The sequence below is a fragment of the Streptomyces sp. NPDC057445 genome (genome assembly GCF_042802855.1).
Taxonomy (GTDB): Bacteria; Actinomycetota; Actinomycetes; order Streptomycetales; family Streptomycetaceae; genus Streptomyces.
Genome location: NZ_JBHVDH010000004.1, coordinates 58,465 through 78,887, shown reverse-complemented (window position 1 = coordinate 78,887; position 20,423 = coordinate 58,465). Strand labels below are relative to the sequence as shown.

18 protein-coding genes are annotated in these 20,423 nt (G+C 69.3%); all 18 read right to left on the bottom strand.

What is annotated here, in order from left to right:
- Position 1 precedes the first annotated feature (1 nt).
- The 18 genes from atpA to thrC all read right to left on the bottom strand — a co-directional run bounded on the left by atpA (position 2) and on the right by thrC (position 20,423).
- The gene (atpA, locus tag ACFU5O_RS11605) at positions 2-1,594 is read right to left on the bottom strand and encodes a F0F1 ATP synthase subunit alpha (RefSeq protein WP_384239085.1); all 1,593 of its coding nucleotides are present in this window, start codon (positions 1,592-1,594) and stop codon (positions 2-4) included.
- Between the two features lie 129 nt (positions 1,595-1,723).
- Entirely contained in the window at positions 1,724-2,539 is an 816-nt protein-coding gene (locus ACFU5O_RS11600) for a F0F1 ATP synthase subunit delta (protein WP_384239083.1), read from the bottom strand.
- Complete coding sequence (locus ACFU5O_RS11595) at positions 2,536-3,090, bottom strand: F0F1 ATP synthase subunit B (RefSeq protein ID WP_384239081.1); 555 nt, start codon at positions 3,088-3,090, stop codon at positions 2,536-2,538. The genes ACFU5O_RS11600 and ACFU5O_RS11595 overlap by 4 nt, the downstream gene beginning before the upstream one ends.
- Positions 3,091-3,131: 41 nt before the next feature.
- Positions 3,132-3,389: an ATP synthase F0 subunit C gene (atpE, locus tag ACFU5O_RS11590; protein WP_384239078.1), complete on the bottom strand. Its 258-nt coding sequence runs from the start codon at positions 3,387-3,389 to the stop codon at positions 3,132-3,134.
- A gap of 90 nt (positions 3,390-3,479) precedes the next feature.
- Positions 3,480-4,289, bottom strand: coding sequence for a F0F1 ATP synthase subunit A (gene atpB, locus ACFU5O_RS11585; RefSeq protein WP_384239076.1), 810 nt, complete (start codon positions 4,287-4,289; stop codon positions 3,480-3,482).
- Positions 4,290-4,514: 225 nt separating this feature from the next.
- Positions 4,515-4,952: a hypothetical protein gene (locus tag ACFU5O_RS11580; RefSeq protein WP_384239074.1), complete on the bottom strand. Its 438-nt coding sequence runs from the start codon at positions 4,950-4,952 to the stop codon at positions 4,515-4,517.
- 276 nt (positions 4,953-5,228) lie between these two features.
- Complete coding sequence (locus tag ACFU5O_RS11575; protein WP_384239072.1) at positions 5,229-6,584, bottom strand: MraY family glycosyltransferase; 1,356 nt, start codon at positions 6,582-6,584, stop codon at positions 5,229-5,231.
- A gap of 112 nt (positions 6,585-6,696) precedes the next feature.
- Complete coding sequence (gene glyA / locus ACFU5O_RS11570; RefSeq protein ID WP_384239070.1) at positions 6,697-7,971, bottom strand: serine hydroxymethyltransferase; 1,275 nt, start codon at positions 7,969-7,971, stop codon at positions 6,697-6,699.
- Positions 7,972-8,422: 451 nt separating this feature from the next.
- Positions 8,423-9,094: a protein-tyrosine-phosphatase gene (locus ACFU5O_RS11565; RefSeq protein WP_384239068.1), complete on the bottom strand. Its 672-nt coding sequence runs from the start codon at positions 9,092-9,094 to the stop codon at positions 8,423-8,425.
- Entirely contained in the window at positions 9,091-9,738 is a 648-nt protein-coding gene (locus ACFU5O_RS11560) for an L-threonylcarbamoyladenylate synthase (protein ID WP_384239066.1), read from the bottom strand. The genes ACFU5O_RS11565 and ACFU5O_RS11560 overlap by 4 nt, the downstream gene beginning before the upstream one ends.
- A gap of 220 nt (positions 9,739-9,958) precedes the next feature.
- A complete protein-coding gene (gene prmC / locus ACFU5O_RS11555) occupies positions 9,959-10,840 on the bottom strand; it encodes a peptide chain release factor N(5)-glutamine methyltransferase (protein WP_384239064.1) in 882 nt (293 codons plus the stop codon).
- A gap of 56 nt (positions 10,841-10,896) precedes the next feature.
- Complete coding sequence (gene prfA, locus ACFU5O_RS11550) at positions 10,897-11,970, bottom strand: peptide chain release factor 1 (protein WP_384239062.1); 1,074 nt, start codon at positions 11,968-11,970, stop codon at positions 10,897-10,899.
- A gap of 119 nt (positions 11,971-12,089) precedes the next feature.
- The gene (rpmE, locus tag ACFU5O_RS11545) at positions 12,090-12,314 is read right to left on the bottom strand and encodes a 50S ribosomal protein L31 (protein WP_338672974.1); all 225 of its coding nucleotides are present in this window, start codon (positions 12,312-12,314) and stop codon (positions 12,090-12,092) included.
- A 164-nt stretch (positions 12,315-12,478) separates the two neighbouring features.
- Positions 12,479-13,570 (bottom strand): LCP family protein, encoded by a 1,092-nt coding sequence (locus ACFU5O_RS11540; RefSeq protein WP_384239059.1) that lies wholly within the window; start codon positions 13,568-13,570, stop codon positions 12,479-12,481.
- Positions 13,571-13,869: 299 nt separating this feature from the next.
- The gene (locus ACFU5O_RS11535) at positions 13,870-15,594 is read right to left on the bottom strand and encodes a trypsin-like serine protease (RefSeq protein WP_384239057.1); all 1,725 of its coding nucleotides are present in this window, start codon (positions 15,592-15,594) and stop codon (positions 13,870-13,872) included.
- A gap of 172 nt (positions 15,595-15,766) precedes the next feature.
- Positions 15,767-17,791 carry a transcription termination factor Rho gene (gene rho, locus ACFU5O_RS11530; RefSeq protein WP_384239055.1) on the bottom strand — a complete coding sequence of 675 codons (2,025 nt, stop codon included), beginning with the start codon at positions 17,789-17,791 and terminating at the stop codon, positions 15,767-15,769.
- A gap of 391 nt (positions 17,792-18,182) precedes the next feature.
- Positions 18,183-19,100 carry a homoserine kinase gene (gene thrB / locus ACFU5O_RS11525; RefSeq protein ID WP_384239054.1) on the bottom strand — a complete coding sequence of 306 codons (918 nt, stop codon included), beginning with the start codon at positions 19,098-19,100 and terminating at the stop codon, positions 18,183-18,185.
- Between the two features lie 255 nt (positions 19,101-19,355).
- Positions 19,356-20,423 carry a threonine synthase gene (gene thrC, locus ACFU5O_RS11520; protein WP_384239052.1) on the bottom strand — a complete coding sequence of 356 codons (1,068 nt, stop codon included), beginning with the start codon at positions 20,421-20,423 and terminating at the stop codon, positions 19,356-19,358.

Sequence of the window (20,423 nt, the reverse complement as noted above, 5' to 3'; positions counted from 1 at the left end):
GTCACTTGGTGGCGCTGACCGGCGCGTCTTCGCCCAGAAGCTTGCCGTCCGAGGTCTCGAACTGCTGCTTGAAGCCGGCGATCGCGTCAGCGACGGACTGAAGGGTGTCGTCCGACATCTTGCCGCCCTCGGCGATGCTGGTCAGCAGGTCCTTGCGCTCACGGCGCAGGTACTCGAGCAGCTCGGTCTCGAAGCGACGGATGTCGTTGACCGGGACGTCGTCCATCTTGCCGGTGGTACCGGCCCAGACGGAGATGACCTGCTCCTCGACCGGCATCGGCTGGTACTGGCCCTGCTTCAGCAGCTCGACCATGCGCTTGCCGCGTTCCATCTGCGCCTTGGAGGCCGCGTCCAGGTCGGAACCGAAGGCGGCGAACGCCTCCAGCTCGCGGTACTGGGCGAGGTCCACGCGCAGACGGCCGGAGACCTGCTTCATGGCCTTGTGCTGGGCGGAACCACCGACACGGGAGACCGAGATACCGACGTTCAGGGCCGGACGCTGGCCGGCGTTGAACAGGTCGGACTCCAGGAAGCACTGGCCGTCGGTGATGGAGATGACGTTGGTCGGGATGAACGCCGACACGTCGTTGGCCTTGGTCTCGACGATCGGGAGGCCCGTCATCGAACCGGCGCCCATGTCGTCGGACAGCTTGGCGCAGCGCTCCAGCAGACGCGAGTGCAGGTAGAAGACGTCACCCGGGTAGGCCTCACGGCCCGGCGGGCGGCGCAGCAGCAGCGACACGGCGCGGTAGGCGTCGGCCTGCTTCGACAGGTCGTCGAAGATGATCAGGACGTGCTTGCCGTCGTACATCCAGTGCTGGCCGATGGCCGAACCGGTGTACGGCGCCAGGTACTTGAAGCCGGCCGGGTCGGACGCCGGGGCGGCAACGATCGTCGTGTACTCGAGCGCACCGGCCTCCTCCAGCGCGCCGCGCACGGACGCGATGGTGGAGCCCTTCTGGCCGATGGCGACATAGATGCAGCGGACCTGCTTGTTCACGTCGCCCGAGCGCCAGTTGTCGCGCTGGTTGATGATCGTGTCGACGGCGAGGGCGGTCTTGCCGGTCTGACGGTCACCGATGATCAGCTGACGCTGGCCACGGCCGATCGGCACCATCGCGTCGACGGCCTTGTAGCCGGTCTGCATCGGCTCGTGCACCGACTTACGCGCCATGACGCCCGGGGCCTGCAGCTCGAGGGCACGGCGGCCCTCGGTCGCGATCTCGCCGAGGCCGTCGATCGGGTTGCCGAGCGGGTCGACGACGCGACCCAGGTAGCCCTCACCGACACCGACGGAGAGGACCTCCCCGGTGCGCTGCACCGGCTGCCCCTCCTCGATACCGCTGAACTCGCCGAGGACGATCGCGCCGATCTCGCGCTCCTCGAGGTTGAGGGCGAGACCCAGGGTCCCGTCCTCGAACCTCAGCAGCTCGTTCGCCATGGCCGAGGGAAGACCCTCGACCCTCGCGATGCCATCGCCGGCCATGCTGACCGTACCGACCTCCTCGCGCGAGGCCGCGTCCGGCTTGTACGACTGGACAAAGTTCTCCAGCGCGTCCCGGATCTCCTCCGGCCGGATCGTGAGCTCCGCCATCTGAGTTCCCTGCTCTCCTTGTTGGGCCCGAAGTTTCATTGGGGGTCTGGGGGCGACCCCCAGGAATCTTCTGCAATCTCTGCACGGCCCAACCGGGCCGTTAGCTGATGCTTGTTGTATTGGTGGCTGTCAGCCGGCCAGTCGCCGGGCGGCCTCTTCGAGGCGCTCCGCGATGGTCCCGTCGATGGCCTCGTCGCCGATCCGCACCGAGATACCGCCGAGGACCTCGGGGTCCACGTCCAGGTTCAGGTGCATCTCGCGGCCGTACAGCTTCGACAGTACGGCTCCGAGGCGCTGCTTCTGCCGGTCACTGAGCGGCACCGCCGTGGTGACGACGGCGACGACCCTGTTCCGGCGCGCCGCGGCGAGCTTGATGAGGGCGTCGAGGCCCGCTTCCAGGCTACGTCCCCGGGGCACGGTCACAAGACGGACCACAAGACGCTCGGTGACGGCGTTGGCCTTGCCCTCGAGCAGGCTGCGCAGCAGCTCGGTCTTGGCGGAGGCCGCCGCGGAGCGCTCGGTCAGCGCGGACCGCAGCCCGGGGCTGGAGGCGACGATCCGGCCGAACCGGAACAGCTCGTCCTCCACGTCGTCCAGAGCACCGGCCTGCTGGGCGGCGGTGAGGTCGGCGGTGGCCGCCAGCTCCTCGATGCCGTCCACCAGGTCACGCGACTGGGACCAGCGGGAACGGACCATGCCGGAGACCAGGTCGACGGTCTCGCCGCCCACCTGACCGCTCAGCAGTCGCGTGGCCAGCTCGGCCTTGGCCTCACCGGCCTGCGCCGGGTCGGTCAGGACCCGACGCAGCGACACCTCGCGGTCGAGCAGCGCGGTGACGGCGGCCAGCTCCTCGGCGAGCTTCGCCGCGTCGACCGACGTGTTGTCGGTCAGCGCGTCGAGACGCTCACGTGCGGCAGCCAGTGCCTCGCGGCTCGCTCCGTTCATCGGGCGGCCCCAGTCGACTCCGCCTGCTCCTCGAGCTCGTCGAGGAAGCGGTCGATCGTGCGGCTCTGGCGGGCGACGTCCTCGAGGGACTCACCGACCAGCTTGCCGGCCAGTTCGGTGGCGAGCTTGCCCACGTCCTGACGCAGCGCCGTGGCCGCAGCCTTGCGGTCGGCCGCGATCTGGGCGTGACCGGCGGCGACGATCTCCTCGCGCTGCCGCTGGCCTTCCGCCCTCATCTCCTGGATGATCGCGGCGCCCTGCTCCGTCGCCTCCTGGCGCAGACGCGCGGCCTCGTGACGGGCCTCGGCCAGCTGGGCCTTGTACTGCTCGAGGACACTCTGGGCCTCGATCTGGGCCGCCTCGGCCTTCTCGATGCCGCCCTCAATGGCCTCGCGACGCTGCTCCAGAACCTTGTTGATGTTCGGGAGGAGCTTCTTGGCGAGGAAGCCGAAGACGATGACGAAGGCGATCAGGCCGATGACGAGCTCGTCGAGATGCGGGAGAAGAGGATTCTGAGGCTCCTCCGCCGCCGCAAGGAACAGAGCGTTCACATCAGTGCCTTCCGTGAAAGGGGTTGGGCTGTCGGTCCGGCTTACTGGTAGACGAAGCCCATGACGATGCCGATGAGGGCGAGCGCCTCACAGAAGGCGAAACCCATGATCTGGTTGGTGCGGATCAGGCCGGCGGCCTCGGGCTGACGGGCGAGCGCCTGGGTGCCGTTACCGAAGATGATGCCGACGCCGACGCCGGGGCCGATCGCAGCGAGGCCGTAACCGATGGAGGCCACGTTGCCGACGACGTTCTCCTTGGCGCCGGCGGCGAGGTTGACCATCTCGAGAGCAGCGGACATGCCGTTACTTCCTTCTCTTTCAATGACCCGGTGGGGGTTGGCCACCGGACGTCTTCTGGGTGTGGAGGGGGCCGGGCCGAAGCCCCTGGCTCAGTGGTGCTCGGCGAGCGCGCCCTGGATGTAGCTGGAGGCCAGGAGCACGAAGACGTACGCCTGGACGGCCTGGATGAAGAGCTCGAAGGCGGTCATCACGATGACCATGACGAACGAGGCGCCGGCGTAGACGAAGCCGATTCCGTTCATCAGGTACCAGGTCGCGAGGGTGAACATCACGATCAGCAGGTGACCGGCGAACATGTTCGCGAACAGACGGACCGCGTGGGTGAAGGGCCGGATGATCAGGTTCGAGAAGAACTCGAGGAGCATGATCAGCGGCAGAATCGCGCCGAGCGACCTGTCGTAGCCCAGGATGTTCTTCCAGCCGCCGACGAAGCCGTGCTTCTTGAAGGTCAGGCTGACCCACAGCACGTACACGATCAGCGCCAGACCTGCCGGGAAGGCGATCAAGGAGGTGACCGGGAACTGGGCGAGCGGGATGATGGACCAGAGGTTCATGATCCACACGAAGAAGAACAGCGAGACCATCAACGGCACATACTTCTCGCCGTCCTTCTTGCCGATGATCTCGTAGACGATGCCCCGGCGGACGAAGTCGTACCCGGCCTCACCGACCATCTGGAGCTTGCCCGGAACCATCCTGGGCTTGGCGAATGCGGCCCAGAAGAACCCGACGACCACGATCGAGCTCAGCAGCGCGAGCAGCATCGGCTTGTTGAACTCGAAGCTGCCCACGGTGAAGATGGGCTCGTAGACGAACGTGTGCAGGCCCGGCGCTGGGAACCCGCACCCGGTGAAGATGTGGCAGCTCGCGTCGAAGGCAAGCGTCTGATCAGCACTCACCGCGGGCTCCTTCAGCGTGGCGCATAGGTACGGCAACCTCGTTGTGTCGGCGCGGCACGCAGCCGCGGGTCGGCACTGGACTGGTGTTTCGGGTAAGGGGGCGGCGGTTCGGCATCGAGCCTCGCGCTGGGACAGGCGTCAGCTCGGATGCCCGCGCCCGCAGTGCCGCAGTTGGCACCGGACGATAGCAGGAACCCGAACGGGCATTTATCCCGGCCCTACCCCTCATGCTGACGACCCCGTCCTCTCGGGCCTTTCGGCCTTCGAGGACTCGGGGTCGACATAAAGGATCTTGGCCTTCATATAGGCACGTGCCTGCGCGGACACCCAGACGATGGTTGCCGCGAGCAGGGTGAAGGCCATGGCCTTCGGGTCGAACAGCGTCGTGTCACGGAACGAGGCCATGAACATGAAGAGCAGCAGCAGCTGAGCGGTGTAGAGCAGGAGCCCCATCGCCTGGAACAGGTGCGGCATGGACTTCGCGGTGCGCTGCAGCACCACCAGCCCGAGCCCCATGAAGAGAAGCACCACCAGGGTGCCGACGACTGCGCCGATGGCTCCCTCGCCGCCGGCGACCACTCCACTGATCACGGCGGCGATCGCGCCGACGGCAGCGGTGGGCACAGCAGACTGGAGGAGAGTGCGGACGTCGTTGGACGGCATGGCGGCAGCTCCGCTTACGTGGTGGGGGCAAGTGGTGTCGTCATGGACGAGCGTAGAGCCGGTTCGAGGTGTGTCTCGCGGCCGACGGACCGTCGCACTGCGGTCCTTCAGCTCTGTCGCCGGTTCTCGTGAACGGTATCACAAACTATTTGAATAGGTCTTTACCCGGGGGTGTGCCAACTCTCACACATGAGAGTGACCCCGCGCGTGTGTGCATAGCACCGGAGCGCTTTGTCTGGTATTGGCCGCGAATGCGACCTCGTCACGCGCAGGCCGTCAACTCGGGGTTCCTGCCTTACGCCGGTCCGTGAAGCGCGAACGGGCACCGATCGCCGTCGCTCCGTTGATGCCCGCAGGCACCGGAACCCGCTCCTCCGGCATATCGCCGGTCATGCCGTCCTTCATGTCGTCCGTCATGTCGTCCGTCATGTCGCCGTGCGGCATCGTCGCTACCGGCTGCGGACGCCGGCGCCGGTAGCGCGGCGGGACGAAGGCCTCTGCCCAGCGCGGTGCGCGCGGGGTGAAGCGCGGCAGCAGCAGGAGCACCAGGCCGACGGCGCTCAGCACCACGATCGCGAAGACGATCCACATGGAGGCGCTGTGCACCGAGTACAGCACGACGCCGAAAGCGATGAGCGCGGACCAGAAGTACATGATCAGCACGGCCCGGCTGTGCGAGTGCCCGATCTCGAGCAGTCGGTGGTGGAGATGGCCGCGGTCGGCCGCGAACGGCGACTTTCCGCTCCAGGTACGGCGGACGATCGCCAGAAGCAGATCCGCGACCGGGATCGCGATGATCGTCAGCGGGAGCAGCAGCGGGATGAAGACCGGCAGCGCCGCGTGCGTGGCCTCGCGGGTGCCGCCCTCGAAGAGTTTCAGGGCGTCCGGGTCGACCTGGCCGGTCACCGAGATCGCGGACGCGGCCAGCACCAGCCCGATCAGCATCGAGCCCGAGTCGCCCATGAAGATCCGCGCCGGATGCATGTTGTGCGGGAGGAAGCCCAGGCACATGCCCATGAGGATGGCGGCGAAGAGGGTCGCGGGGGCGGCGGCCTCGATGCCGTAGCTGAACCAGATGCGGTACGCGTACAGGAAGAAGGCGGAAGTGGCGATGCAGACCATGCCGGCCGCCAGGCCGTCCAGCCCGTCGACGAAGTTCACCGCGTTGATGGTGATGACCACGAGGGCGACGGTGAGCAGAGTGCCCTGCCACTGGGTGAGGGCGACCGTGCCGATGCCGGGGATCGGAAGCCACAGGATCGTCAGACCCTGCACGACCATCACGCCCGCGGCGATCATCTGCGCGCCGAGCTTGATGAGTGCGTCGATCTCGAACTTGTCGTCCAGGACGCCGATCAGCCAGATCAGCGCGGCGCCCGACAGCAGTGCCCGGGGCTCGTTGGAGAGTTCGAAGACGCTGTTGAGATTGCTCAGATGGTCGGCGACGAGCAGCCCCGCGCACAGTCCGAAGAACATGGCGATGCCACCGAGTCGCGGTGTCGGCTCTCGGTGCACGTCGCGGGCGCGGATCTCCGGCATCGCTCCGGTCGCGATGGCGAACTTCCGCACCGGACCGGTGAGCAGATAGGTCACCGCGGCCGTGACACAGAGCGTCAGCAGGTAATCACGCACGGGCTGCCCCACAGGTTTCGCTGGCCATCTCAGCCCCACACCCTAGCTTTGTTGGCCCCATGCATGAGGACATACGTACGGCACGGACGGTTGCATCCTGTCCTGTCCGGCCTCAATAGGGCGGAAATCTCCCGGCCAGTTCGCGCACCTCTTCGCGTACGCGTCTGGTGTCGTCGCCCTCCGCGCGCAGCGCCGCGGTGAACAGTCCGGCGATCCTGGCCATCTCCGCCTCGCCCATGCCCTGGGTGGTGACGGCGGCGGTGCCGAGCCGCAGGCCGCGTCCGTCGCCGTACGGCAGCGCACAGGTGTCCAGGACCATTCCTGCGGCCGCGAGCCGGCCGCGGGCCGTGCGGCCGTCCAGGCCCAGTGGGCCGGGGTCCGCGGTGATGAGGTGGGTGTCGGTGCCTCCGGTGGTGATCGAGAAGCCCTCTGCGGCCAGCCCTTCTGCGAGGACCGTCGCATTGGCCACGACCCTGCGGGCGTAGGCCGCGAAGGCGGGTGTGGACGCCTCGCCGAAGGCGACGGCCTTGGCGGCGATGGTGTGCATCTGGGCGCCGCCCTGGGTGAAAGGGAAGACCGCGCGGTCGATGCGCTCCGCCAGATGGCTGCCGCAGAGGAGCATTCCGCCGCGAGGACCACGGAGCACCTTGTGGGTCGTCGCGCACACGACATCCGCGTACGGGACGGGGCTCGGCGCCACTCCCGCCGCGATCAGGCCCATCGGATGCGCGGCGTCGGCGATGAGATAGGCGCCGACCTCGTCGGCGATCTCGCGGAACGCGGCGTAGTCGGGGTGGCGGGGGTACGAGATCGAGCCGCAGACAATGGCTTTCGGACGGTCCTCGCGGGCGAGCCTGCGCACCTGGTCGTAGTCGAGGAGGCCGGTCTCGGCGTCGACGCCGTACGAAACGAACTCGAACCAGCGCCCGGAGAAGTTGGCCGGGGAGCCGTGGGTGAGGTGTCCGCCGAAGGCGAGGCCCATCGCGAGGACGGTGTCGCCGGGGCGCAGCAGCGCCGCGTACGCGGCGAGAACCGCGGACGAGCCGGAGTGCGGCTGCACATTGGCGTGCTCGGCGCCGAAGAGGGCGGTCGCCCGCTCGACGGCGATCCGCTCCGCGGCGTCGACCAGTTCGCAACCGCCGTGGTGCCGGGCGCCGGGGTAGCCCTCTGCGTACTTGTTGGCGAGCTGGGAGCCGAGGGCGGCGAGGACGGCGGGTGAGGTGAAGTTCTCCGCGGCGATCAGCTGAAGGCTGTCGGCCTGCCGGCCCATCTCGCCGAGGACCACCTCGGCGATCTCGGGGTCCTGGCGGCGCAGGACGTCGACGTCCGGCGACGTGGCAGAGGGAAGGGTCGATGCGGGGGGTGCCTCGCTGCTGCTGACCGGCATCTCGGGCTCCGGGCCTCGGAAACGGGTGCGTGCGACCAATGTAGGCCGCTGTCGCGCCGCCTGCGCGCTGATGGGGCCGCGCAGGACCGGCGGGGGCCCCGGAGAGCTGTCGACGCCGCGTGGGCGCCTTCTCGGCGCCGTGACCACCGGCTCGGACACCCTGGTTGAGCCCCTTCCCGGCGTGACCTCCGCGCCGCTTCGCCCAGGGTCTTTCGTCCGGACCGGGCCGGATCGGTGAGCGGGATCCGGCGGCGTGACTCGCAAGGCGGGCGAAGGAATCCACGCGATGGGGGCACCTCCCAGCGGTGGCCGGGGGACGTCGGCGACCGACGACAACGCGGCGAGGCGCGACGAGGCGCGGCGCCAGGGCACACGAGCCCGGCAAGATCCGAACGAGAGGCCCGAGGAGTCCCGGCGGCGGCGGTCGCCGCACCGGACTCCGTCCGGGCGGTCAGGTGCGGGAGCGCACACCCGTCAGCGCCGTGACCACCGGCTCCAGCGCCTGGTTGATCTCGTCGCCGATCGACTGGAAGAACGTGATCGGCGCACCGTACGGGTCGTACACCTCGTCCGCCTCCGCACTGGGCGCCAGCAGCCATCCGCGGAGCGCGGCGGCCGCCCGGACCAGGGCGCGGGCACGCTCGACCACGCCTTCGGTCAGGGGGTCCGGCAGCGTGGCCGGGTCTATGGCACGGACGAGGCGGGTGAACTCCTTGAGGGTGAAAGTGCGCAGCCCGGCGGAGTGGCCCATGGAGATCACCTGCGCACGGTGGTCGCGGGTCGCGGTCAGCACCAGGTCGGCGCGGATGACGTGCTCGTCCAGCAGTTCCCGGCCCACGAAGCCGCTCGCGTCCACGCCGAAGTCGGTCAGGACCGCTTCGGCGTTGGCCTCCATGGGTGCGCCTTCATGGCCCCAGGTGCCCGCGCTCTCCACGATCAGCCCGCCGATGGGGCTCCCCCCGGCATAGCCGGGAGGAGGGTCGCCCAGGCGGTGGCTCAGGGCGTGGCGGGTCAGCCGCTCGGTGATCGGCGAGCGGCAGACGTTGCCGGTGCTGACGTGGAGGATTCTGAACGTGTCGCCGGTGACGGCCGCACCTATGCCACGCCCCTCAGGGGCAGTCAACTGGCCACCTCGAGGTCGGGTACGACCTTGCGGAGCTCGTCCGCGTCGAGTGCGCCCGCACGCAGCAGCACCGGGACCTTGCCGGTGACGTCGACGATCGAGGACGGGACGATGCCGGGCGTCGGGCCGCCGTCGAGGTAGACGGAGACCGAGTCACCGAGCATGTCCTGCGCGGCGTCGCAGTCCTCCGGCGACGGGTGCCCGGTGAGGTTCGCGGACGACACCGCCATCGGCCCGACCTCGGTGAGCAGTTCGATCGCGACCGGGTGCAGCGGCATCCGGATCGCGACCGTGCCGCGGGTGTCACCGAGGTCCCACTGGAGCGACGGCTGGTGCTTGGCGACCAGCGTCAGCGCGCCCGGCCAGAACGCGTCCACGAGCTCCCACGCCTGCTCCGAGAAGTCCGTGACCAGGCCGTGCAGTGTGTTCGGGGAGCCGATGAGGACGGGCGTGGGCATATTGCGGCCACGCCCCTTCGCCTGCAGCAGATCGGCGACGGCCTCCGAGCTGAACGCGTCCGCACCGATGCCGTAGACGGTGTCGGTGGGCAGCACGACCAGCTCGCCGCGGCGGACGGCCGATGCGGCTTCGCGCAGACCGGTGGTTCGATCCGTCGCATCGTTGCAGTCGTATCGCCGAGCCATCAGCGGGCCTCCTTCTTTTCGAGCACTCGGTTCTCCCCCTGGCCTTCGGCCGGGGGGACCCCCACCGAGGCGCTCAAGCGTGCGTCGACAGTCGATCGTGCTCGGTCCCGGGTTCCTCGGGACCTGCGCGCGGTCTCCCTTTCGCTGTGCCTCTCGAGCGGCCTCCGGACGCGGACCGCGCGCCTCTTCGGCTCACTCGTGCCGGGACGGTACGACGCCCTCACGGCATGGCCTTGCGGGCGGTCGCGAACCGCGGCCGGTTGTTCAGGTCGGGGTGGTCGGCCGCGTCGGCCCAGCCGGCCTCCTCGTTGAAGATCCACGGGACCTGGCCGCCCTGGGTGTCGGCATGTTCGACGACGACGAGGCCACCGGGCCGCAGCAGCCGGTGGGCGGTGCGCTCGATGCCGCGGATCGTGTCGAGGCCGTCCTCGCCGGAGAAGAGGGCCATCTGCGGGTCGTGGTCGCGAGCCTCGGGGGCGACGTACTCCCACTCGGTGAGCGGGATGTACGGCGGGTTGGAGATGACCAGGTCGACCTGGCCGTCGAGCTCGGGGAGGGCGCCCAGCGCATCCCCCTGGTGGACGGTGACCCTGGATCCCTCTGCGTTCTTGCGCGTCCAGCCGATCGCGTCCTCCGACAGCTCCACCGCGTGCACACGGGAGCGCGGGACCTCCTGCGCGACGGCCAGGGCGATGGCCCCGGAGCCGGAGCACAGATCGACGACCAGCGGCTCGACGACGTCCATCGCGCGTACGGCGTCTATGGCCCAGCCGACGACCGACTCGGTCTCGGGACGCGGCACGAAGACGCCCGGACCGACCTGCAGCTCCAGATAGCGGAAGAAGGCCCGCCCGGTGATGTGCTGCAGCGGCTCCCTGGCCTCACGGCGGGCGATGGCCTCCCAGTAGCGGGCGTCGAAGTCCGCGTCCTTGACCAGATGCAGCTCGCCGCGCTTGACGCCGTGGACGAACGCGGCGAGTTCCTCCGCGTCGAAGCGGGGCGAGGGTACGCCTGCGTCGGCCAGTCGCTGGGTGGCCTGTGCCACCTCGGCGAGCAGCAAGGAGCGGGGGTGCGGGGGTCGACCCCCGGGGAGCGACTGCACGCTGGTCCTCCGGGCTGGGCGGTTCGGTCTTACACGGCTTGCACGCCTCGTACCGCTTATGCGGCGGCGAGCTTCGCGGCGGAGTCGGCGTCGACGCAGGCCTGGATCACGGCGTCCAGTTCCCCGTCGAGCACCTGGTCCAAGTTGTACGCCTTGAAGCCGACGCGGTGGTCCGAGATCCGGTTTTCCGGGAAGTTGTACGTACGGATCTTCTCGGAGCGGTCGACCGTGCGGACCTGGCTGCGACGCGCGTCCGCCGCTTCCTGCTCCGCCGCCTCCTGGGCCGCCGCGAGCAGCCTGGAGCGCAGGATACGCATCGCCTGCTCCTTGTTCTGGAGCTGGCTCTTCTCGTTCTGGCAGGACGCGACGACACCGGTCGGCAGGTGCGTGATGCGCACCGCGGAGTCGGTCGTGTTGACGGACTGGCCGCCGGGGCCCGACGAGCGGTAGACGTCGATGCGCAGATCGTTCATGTTGATCTCGACGTCGACCTCCTCGGCCTCCGGGGTCACGAGGACACCCGCGGCGGAGGTGTGGATCCGGCCCTGGGACTCGGTGGCGGGCACCCGCTGCACACGGTGCACACCGCCCTCGTACTTCAGCCGCGCCCAGACGCCCTGGCCGGGCTCCGGCGTCGCGTTGCCCTTGAGCTTGACCGCGACCTGGACGTCCTTGTAGCCGCCCAGCTCGGACTCGGTGGCGTCGATGATCTCGGTCTTCCAGCCGACGCGCTCGGCGTAGCGCAGATACATCCGCAGCAGGTCACCGGCGAAGAGCGCCGACTCGTCGCCGCCCGCGCCCGCCTTGATCTCCAGGATGACGTCCTTCTCGTCGCTGGGGTCGCGCGGGACCAGCAGCAGCCGCAGCCTGTCGGTGAGCTCCTCGCGCTGCTTCTCCAGCTCCTTCACCTCGGCGGCGAAGTCCGGGTCGTCGGCGGCGAGTTCGCGGGCCGTTTCGATGTCGTCCCCGGTCTGCTTCCAGGCGCGGTACGTACCGACGATCGGGGTGAGCTCGGCGTACCGCTTGTTGAGCTTGCGCGCGTTCGCCTGGTCGGCGTGGACCGAAGGGTCGGCGAGCTTCTTCTCGAGATCGGCGTGCTCGCCGATCAGTTCCTCGACCGCCTCGAACATCGGGGGCTCCTGGTTTCGTACACGAAGGTGGCTGCTGGGCTACGGGGCCGCGCGAGACGGCAAAGCGCCGGTCCCGGCCGCCCCGCGCAGGGGCAGCCGAAGACCGGCGCAGTGGCTCGCTACTTCTTGGCGGAGCCGGCAGCCTTGCCGAAGCGGGCCTCGAAGCGGGCCACACGGCCACCGGTGTCGAGGATCTTCTGCTTGCCCGTGTAGAACGGGTGGCACTCGGAGCAGACCTCGGCGCGGATGGCGCCGCTCTCGATCGTGCTGCGGGTGGTGAACGACGCGCCACAGGTGCAGCTCACCTGGGTCTCGACGTACTCGGGGTGGATGTCGCGCTTCAAGGTGTCTCCTAGTTTCGGGAGGGCACCGGGTCGCAGGCGCGGGATGCGCGTACGTGAACCGGGGCCGACGTACCAGTCTGCCAGGACCGGCCGTATCTCCCAAAACCGGGGGCGGTCCTCAGGTATTCCTGACCGCCCGCCGGGGTGCGGCAGGCGGCGCGCGGCTACTTCACGACCCCCTCGGCCTGGCCGTCGGCAGTGCCCTTCTTCGCGGAGGCGGGGACCGGCAGGTCCTTCGCCAGAGCCGTCCAGACCTGCTTGGACTGCTTCTCGAGCGGCACCACACGGTTGGGGTCGATCTTGTCGTAGTCGACCGGCATCGTGATCATGTCGACGTCGTCGGCGCCGAGCTGCTTGAGGCCGTTCGCGAAGCCGATGAGCTCCTGGACCGAGTCGAGTTCGGAGTCGGGCGTGATCGCCCTGGTGGCGCTGTCGGCGAGGTCGTACAGCTTCTTCGGGCTGGTGAACACCCCGACGTCCTTGACCTGCTGGATCAGCGCCTTGATGAAGGCCTGCTGAAGCTGGATCCGGCCGAGGTCGCTGCCGTTGCCGACGGCCTTGCGGGTGCGTACGAGACCGAGGGCCTGCTCGCCGTCGAGGGTGTGGGTGCCCGGCTCGAGGTCGAGATGGCTCTTGCGGTCGTCGATCGCCTTGGTGGTGGTGATCGGCACCCCGCCGAGCTCGTCGATGATCTTCTTGAAGCCGGTGAAGTCGACCTCTATGTAGTGGTCCATGCGTATGCCGGACATCTTCTCGACGGTCTTGACCGCGCAGGCGGGGCCGCCGACCTCGTACGCCGTGTTGAACATGGCCCGGCTCTCGCCGTCGACCGCCTTGCCGTCGCTGTCGGCGCACTGCGGCCGGTCCACGAGGGTGTCGCGGGGGACGGAGACGACCGCGGCCTTCTTGTGGCCTTCGTATATGTGCACGATCATCGCGGTGTCGGAGCGGGCGCCCCCCTCGTCGACCCCGTACTTGCCGTTCGCCCCGGAGCGGGAGTCGGAGCCGAGGACCAGGATGTCCATGGAGCCGTTGTCGACGTCGTCCGGGCGGTCGGTGCCGAGCTGGGCATTGATGTCGACGCCCTGGATGTTGCCGTTGAGCTTGAAGTACACGTAGCCGATTCCGGATCCGCCGACCAGTACCAGACCGGCCGCGGACCAGGCTGCGACCGTTGCGGCGCGGCGCCCCGTGGGGGGCCGCTTCCGACGCCTGCCCGTGGCACGTATTCGACTGCCCTTGGTCTCGTCGGCCATATCTCCTCAAGCCCTCATAGGTCCTGTTGCCCCCGGCCGCCGCGTTCAGGCACGGTTTGTCCAACCTGTCAAGCTTTGTTACGCCAAGTGAGACGGCGGAGCGCCCTGAAGGGTTGCACAGGGGCCTGAGAAGTCGGTGAGAAAAGGGATGCGCCCACCGTGGCTGACACGGTGGGCGCATCCCTTGCTTCACCTGCTGTTTCGTCCCGGTCGCCGGTTCGACCGCAAGGGCCGTGGGTGTGACCGAGATCTCCTGCCGGTCGCCGCGGCCGGGAGCTCTGGACTCCCGGCCGGGCGGATCAGCCGAAGAGGTTGTAGCCGGAGTAGCCGGTGCCGGCCTGGACCGGCGCCCGCAGCGTGCCCGTGGTGGTGCCGTTGCCGCGGTGGAGCTGGAGGGCACCGCTGGAGGTGCGGGTCACCACGTCGGGCTTGCCGTCGCCGGAGACGTCACCGGGCGTGACGATGGTGTTGTACGTACCCCACGAGGAGGCCACCAGGACCGGGGCGCCGAACGGCGCGGAGGCGCTGCCCGTGCCGGGGACCAGGTACAGCGCGGTGCTGCTGCTGTTACGGACGATCAGGTCGGTGCGGCTGTCGCCGTTGAAGTCACCATGACCGCGGACCGCGTTGTACTTCTGGTAGCCGGAGCCGATGACCTTGAGCGTGCCGACACCGCCGGCGCCGTTGCCCGGCAGGACCACGAGCGCACCGGAAGAGGAGACGCCCACGACGTCGGGGTTGGCGTCGCCGGTCACGTCACCGGGTGCAAGGATCGCGCGGTAGGTACCGAAGCCCGAAGCGATCTTGCCGGAGACGTACGTGGACGAGGTGGCGCTGCGGCGGACCCAGCGGAGCTCGCCGTTCGACGTCTGACGGGCCACGAAGTCCTCGTAGCCGTCACGGTTCAGGTCGGTCTGCGCCACGACGTTGTAGCCCGAGTACGTCCCGGAGAACGCGGCCTTGTTGGCGAAACCGGCGCCGTTGGAGGTGAAGCTGTAGTCCGCGCCGGCGGAGGTGCGGGCGAACAGGTCGGCACGGCCGTCACGGCTGAGGTCCGCGTCGTCGATCCGCGGCTGGGCCGCCGACTTCAGGTTGGCGACGTGGGCGAACGCCTCGTAGGCACCGGCGACGTTGCAGAGCTGCTTGCCGTCCGCCGAGTTGATGCCCCACGAGACGACACCGACGACCTTGCCCTTGACGAGGACGGGACCGCCGGAGTCACCCGGGCAGGTGGTCTTGCCGGTGGCGTCGTTCCCGGTGCCCGGCTGACCCGCGCAGAACATGGTGCCGTTGTCCTGGAAGAACGGGTTGAGGTTCTCCACGCACTCCTGGTTGGAGCGCAGCGGCAGCGCGACCTGCTGGAGCGTGCTCGCCAGGGTGGCGGTGTCGGCGTCGGAAGAGGTCAGACCCCAGCCGAGCGTGACACCGTTGGTGCCGGCCTTGTACGACGCGAGGTCGTCGGGTCCGGCGAGCGGAAGCGGCTTGTACGGCAGCGGCTTGCTCAGCGTCAGGACCGCGATGTCGTTGCTGAACGTCTCGGTGCTGTAGCCGGGGTGGACCCACTGGCGGCTGACCTTGACGTCGGTGCCCTCGGAGTTCGAAGGGCCGCCGACGAGCTTGGAGGTACCGGCCAGGACCAGGCCGTCCCGCGCGAAGTTCAGCGGTGCGCCGGCGTCGTCCGTGACGCAGTGCGCGGCGGTGAGGACCTTGTTGGGGGCGACCAGCGTGCCACCGCAGTTGAAGTAGTAGTAGCCGTCGCCGTCGAAGGCGTACAGCAGCTGCACCATGTACGGGGCGGTGCTCGACGAGGTGGTCGTGCCGCCGATGATGCGCGGCGCGGGCGTCCCCTTCGCAGGTGACGCGTCGGCGACCTTGAAGCCCTTCGGGGGCAGGAACTGCGGGTCGGTGTCGTCCGCCTGGGCGCTGAACGCGAAGGCGCCGGCCGCGAGGGAGAGTGCGGCCGCACCGGCCGCTATGAGCTTGCGGACCCGGCGGACGGGTCTGCCATGGCGCGATGCGCGCACGCGTGTCTCCAGAATGTGGGTGAGAACGAAGAAGGAGGCCGCGTGGGGGAACGGCAAGTTAAGTAGGGGTGGCCGTCGCGTGGGGAACCGGCTGACCGATATTACAAACAGAGGGCCCGTTCCGTCACTCGCGTAACGAAACGGGCCCTCATATGTATGGAGTTGTCCGGAATCAGTCGTTGCCGTTGCCCGGCATCGGCGTCGTCTTCTGGATCTGCAGCAGGAACTCGGCGTTCGACTTCGTCTGCTTCATCTTGTCGAGCAGCAGCTCGATCGCCTGCTGCGAGTCGAGTGCGTGCAGCACCCGGCGCAGCTTCCAGACGATGGCGAGCTCATCGCTGCCCAGCAGGATCTCCTCCTTGCGGGTGCCGGACGCGTCCACGTCCACCGCCGGGAAGATGCGCTTGTCGGCGAGCTTCCGGTCGAGCTTGAGCTCCATGTTGCCGGTGCCCTTGAACTCCTCGAAGATCACCTCGTCCATGCGCGAGCCGGTGTCGACCAGCGCGGTGGCCAGGATGGTCAGCGAGCCGCCGTCCTCGATGTTGCGCGCCGCGCCGAAGAAGCGCTTCGGCGGGTAGAGCGCGGTCGAGTCGACACCACCGGACAGGATGCGGCCGGAGGCCGGGGCCGCCAGGTTGTACGCACGGCCCAGACGGGTGATCGAGTCCAGCAGGACGACCACGTCGTGACCCAGCTCGACGAGACGCTTTGCGCGCTCGATGGCCAGCTCGGCGACCGTGGTGTGGTCCTCGGCCGGGCGGTCGAAGGTCGAGGAGATGACCTCGCCCTTGACCGACCGCTGCATGTCGGTGACCTCTTCAGGACGCTCGTCGACGAGGACGACCATCAGATGGCACTCGGGGTTGTTGTGGGTGATCGCATTGGCGACCGCCTGCATGATCATGGTCTTACCGGTCTTCGGCGGGGCCACGATCAGACCACGCTGGCCCTTGCCGATCGGCGACACGAGGTCGATGATCCGCGTCGTCAGCACACCCGGGTCGGTCTCCAGACGGAGCCGGTCCTGCGGGTAGAGCGGGGTCAGCTTGTTGAACTCCGGGCGGCCACGGCCGGATTCGGGCGCCATGCCGTTGACGGAGTCGAGGCGGACGAGCGCGTTGAACTTCTCGCGGCGCTCGCCTTCCTTGGGCTGGCGGACGGCGCCGGTGACGTGGTCACCCTTGCGCAGGCCGTTCTTGCGGACCTGGGCCAGCGACACGTACACGTCGTTCGGACCGGGCAGGTAGCCGGAGGTCCGGATGAACGCGTAGTTGTCGAGGATGTCCAGGATGCCCGCGACGGGGATCAGGACGTCGTCGTCGGCCACCTGCGGCTCGCCGGCGCCGAACTCCTCGCGGCCACGGCGGCCACGGCGGTCACGGTAACGGCCGCGGCGTCCGCGCCGACCGCTCTCGTCGTCGAAGTCGTCCTGCGGACCGCCGCCCTGGCGCTGCTGCTGGCCGCCGCCCTGCTGCTGGCGCCCGCCGCCCTGCTGGTCGTCGCCCTTGCCGCCACGGCGGTCGCGCCGGCCGTCGCGCTGGCGGTCGCCGTCACGCTGACGGTCGCCCCGCTCACCGCGGTCGCGCTGACGGTCGCCACGGCGGCCCTCTGCGGTGTCGGCGGCGGCCTCGGCCTTGGCCTCCGGCTGCGCCTCGGTGCGGGCCTCGGCCTTGGGCTCGGCCCGGACCTCGGTCTTGACATCGCCCTTCGGCTCGGCCTTGGCGGCCTCGCCCTCGGGGCTGCCGGCGGGCGCGGTGGCCCGGCGACGGCGACGCTCGCCCGCGGGGGCGTCGTCGCTGGCCGGCTGGCCGGGGATGTCGATCTGCTGCTGAGCGACGGCCTTCTCGGCCTTCGGCTCTGCGGCCGCAGCGCTGTCCCCCGTACGGGCCTTGGAGGTGGCGCGCCGCTTCGGCTTGGCCTCGGCAGCACCCGCGTCGGCGCTCTTCGCCGGCGCGGAGCTTCCTCCGGCCTGCGCCTCCTTGATGACCTCGATCAGCTGGCTCTTGCGCATACGCGCGGTGCCCCTGATGCCGAGGCCGGACGCGACCTGCTGCAGCTCGGCCAGGACCATGCCCTCGAGGCCGGTGCCGGAGCGGCGGCGCCGTGAGGTGGTGCCAGTGGCAGCACCTGCGGCGGGCGCGGTGGTGTCGACGTTGTTGTCGGCAGTCACGCCCATCAGATCGGTGGTGTCGCTCACGAAGGGTCCTTCCCTGGAGCGGACGTCGGCCTTCTGGCTCGGCGACCGTTTGTGCTGTCCGACGTCGGTCTGGATCTTGCGGATCGCGAACCGATGCCGGGGCGGTGGTCCCGCCGGGTACGGCGGAAGAGATGTACGTGCAAAGTCCGGCCCGAGTTCCCCCTGCTCGGCCCTCTCCTGGGAAAAGCGAGGGGTGTCGTGCCGTCTCCGGAGCGTGCTCGAAACTGCTCAGGCAGGCTGCTCAGGCAGTTGGGGAGGCTCCCGGAAGAATGGGTGGTCCCGGATGGGGACACAAAGCACCGCACCACAAGAATGTGGGCTGCGTACTTGAGGTTAACACTACCGGCTCCAACAAACATTCCCCCTCTCCATCACCGGCAATCCCGTGTCGCTACGAGGCGAGCGGCAGAACACTCGCGCCCGCGGCGTCGAGGGCCAGCCTGTTCGCCGCCCAGCCCTCGCCCGCCAGCCGCGCGACCTTGTCGGCCGCACCGTCCTCGGCCAGCGCGAGCACCGTGGGGCCCGCGCCGGAGATGACCGCGGGGACGCCGTCCGCGCGCAATCGGTTGACCAGGGCCACGCTCTCCGGCATCGCGGGGGCGCGGTACTCCTGGTGGAGGCGGTCCTCCGTGGCGGGCAGCAGCAGCTCGGGGCGCCTGGTCAGGGCCTCGACGAGCAGTGCGGCACGGCCCGCGTTGGCCGCCGCGTCGACGTGCGGAACCGTGCGCGGCAGCAGTCCGCGCGCGGTTTCCGTGAGCACCGGCTTCGACGGCACGAAAACCACCGGAACGATGGAATCCGACGGGTCCATCCTGATCGCGCGCGCCGCGCCCGCGTCGGTCCAGGCAAGGGTGAAACCGCCGAGCAGACAGGCGGCGACATTGTCCGGGTGTCCCTCGATCTCGGTGGCGAGCTCCAGCAGGGCCGCGTCGTCGAGGCGGGCGTCGCCCCCTATGGTCACCGCGCGGGCGGCGACGATGCCGGCGCAGATGGCGGCGGAGGAGGAGCCCAGGCCGCGGCCGTGCGGGATGCGGTTGGCACAGACGACCTCGAGGCCGCGCGGCTGCCCGCCGAGCAGGTCGAAGGCCGTGCGCAGCGAGCGTACGAGCAGATGGCTCTCGTCGCGGGGCAGCGACTCGGCCCCCTCACCCGCGATGTCGATGTGCAGGCCGGAGTCCGCGACCCGGACGACGACGTCGTCGTACAGCCCCAGCGACAGACCGAAGGCATCGAAGCCCGGTCCGAGGTTGGCGCTGGTGGCGGGGACGCGCACCCGGACGGCGGCGGCGCGGAATGCGGGACCGGCCATCGCTCGACGACACTCCTTGGTTCTGATCCGTGTGATCTGTTCTGATCGGCGAGATTGACGAGGCTTGACGAATGTACGAAGACCCGTGGCCATAACGGCGGCAACACCGCGGCATATGCGGCGGGGCGGGTCCCCACAGCCTATCGAAGGAAGGTTCAGCGGCGACATAGGGCGCAGGGGAGGCGCACGATGCGTGTCGTGCGCCCACCCTTCTCCGCTACCACCCGTCCGAGCGCTTGACGCGCCCCGAGGCGCCTATGCGAGCCCGAGCCGCTCCGCCGCCGCGGCCGCGTCCACGGGCACGGTGACCGGCTGAGGAGCGCCGGCGACGGCCCAGTCGGGGTCCTTGAGGCCGTTTCCGGTGACCGTGCAGACGATCCTCTGGCCGCGCTCGACCTTCCCGTCCTCCGCGGCCTTCAGCAGACCGGCCACCGACGCGGCCGACGCAGGCTCGACGAAGACACCCTCGCGCGAGGCCAGCAGCTTGTAGGCGCGCAGGATCTGACGGTCGGTCACCTCGTCGATGAAGCCGCCCGACTCGTCCCGGGCCGCCAGCGCGAACTGCCAGGACGCCGGGTTGCCGATCCGGATCGCGGTGGCGATGGTCGCCGGGTCCTTGACGATCTCGCCGCGCACGATCGGGGCGGAGCCGGAGGCCTGGAAGCCCCACATCCGGGGGGTGCGCGTCGAGAGCCCGTCCGCGGCGTACTCCTTGTAGCCCTTCCAGTACGCCGTGATGTTGCCGGCGTTGCCGACGGGCAGCACATGGATGTCCGGCGCGTCGCCGAGTGCGTCGACGATCTCGAACGCCGCGGTCTTCTGGCCCTCGATACGGACCGGGTTGACCGAATTGACCAGCGCCACCGGGTAGTTCTCTGACAGGCCGCGGGCCAGCACCAGGCAGTCGTCGAAGTTGCCGTCGACCTGGAGGATCTTGGCGCCGTGGACCAGCGCCTGGCCCAGCTTGCCCATGGCGATCTTGCCCTGCGGGATCAGGACGGCGGAGACCATTCCGGCCCGGCCGCCGTACGCCGCGGCGGACGCGGAGGTGTTTCCGGTGGAGGCACAGATGACGGCCTTCGCGCCCTCCTCCTTGGCCCTGGTGATCGCCATGGTCATGCCGCGGTCCTTGAAGGACCCCGTCGGGTTCGCACCCTCGACCTTGAGATACACCTCACAGCCCGTGGCCTCCGAGAGGGTCTGGGCGTGTACGAGCGGCGTGCCGCCCTCGCCGAGCGTGACGACCGGCGTCGTGTCCGTGACCGGGAGACGGTCCCGGTACTCCTCGATGATGCCGCGCCACTGGTGAGTGCGAGTGCTCAT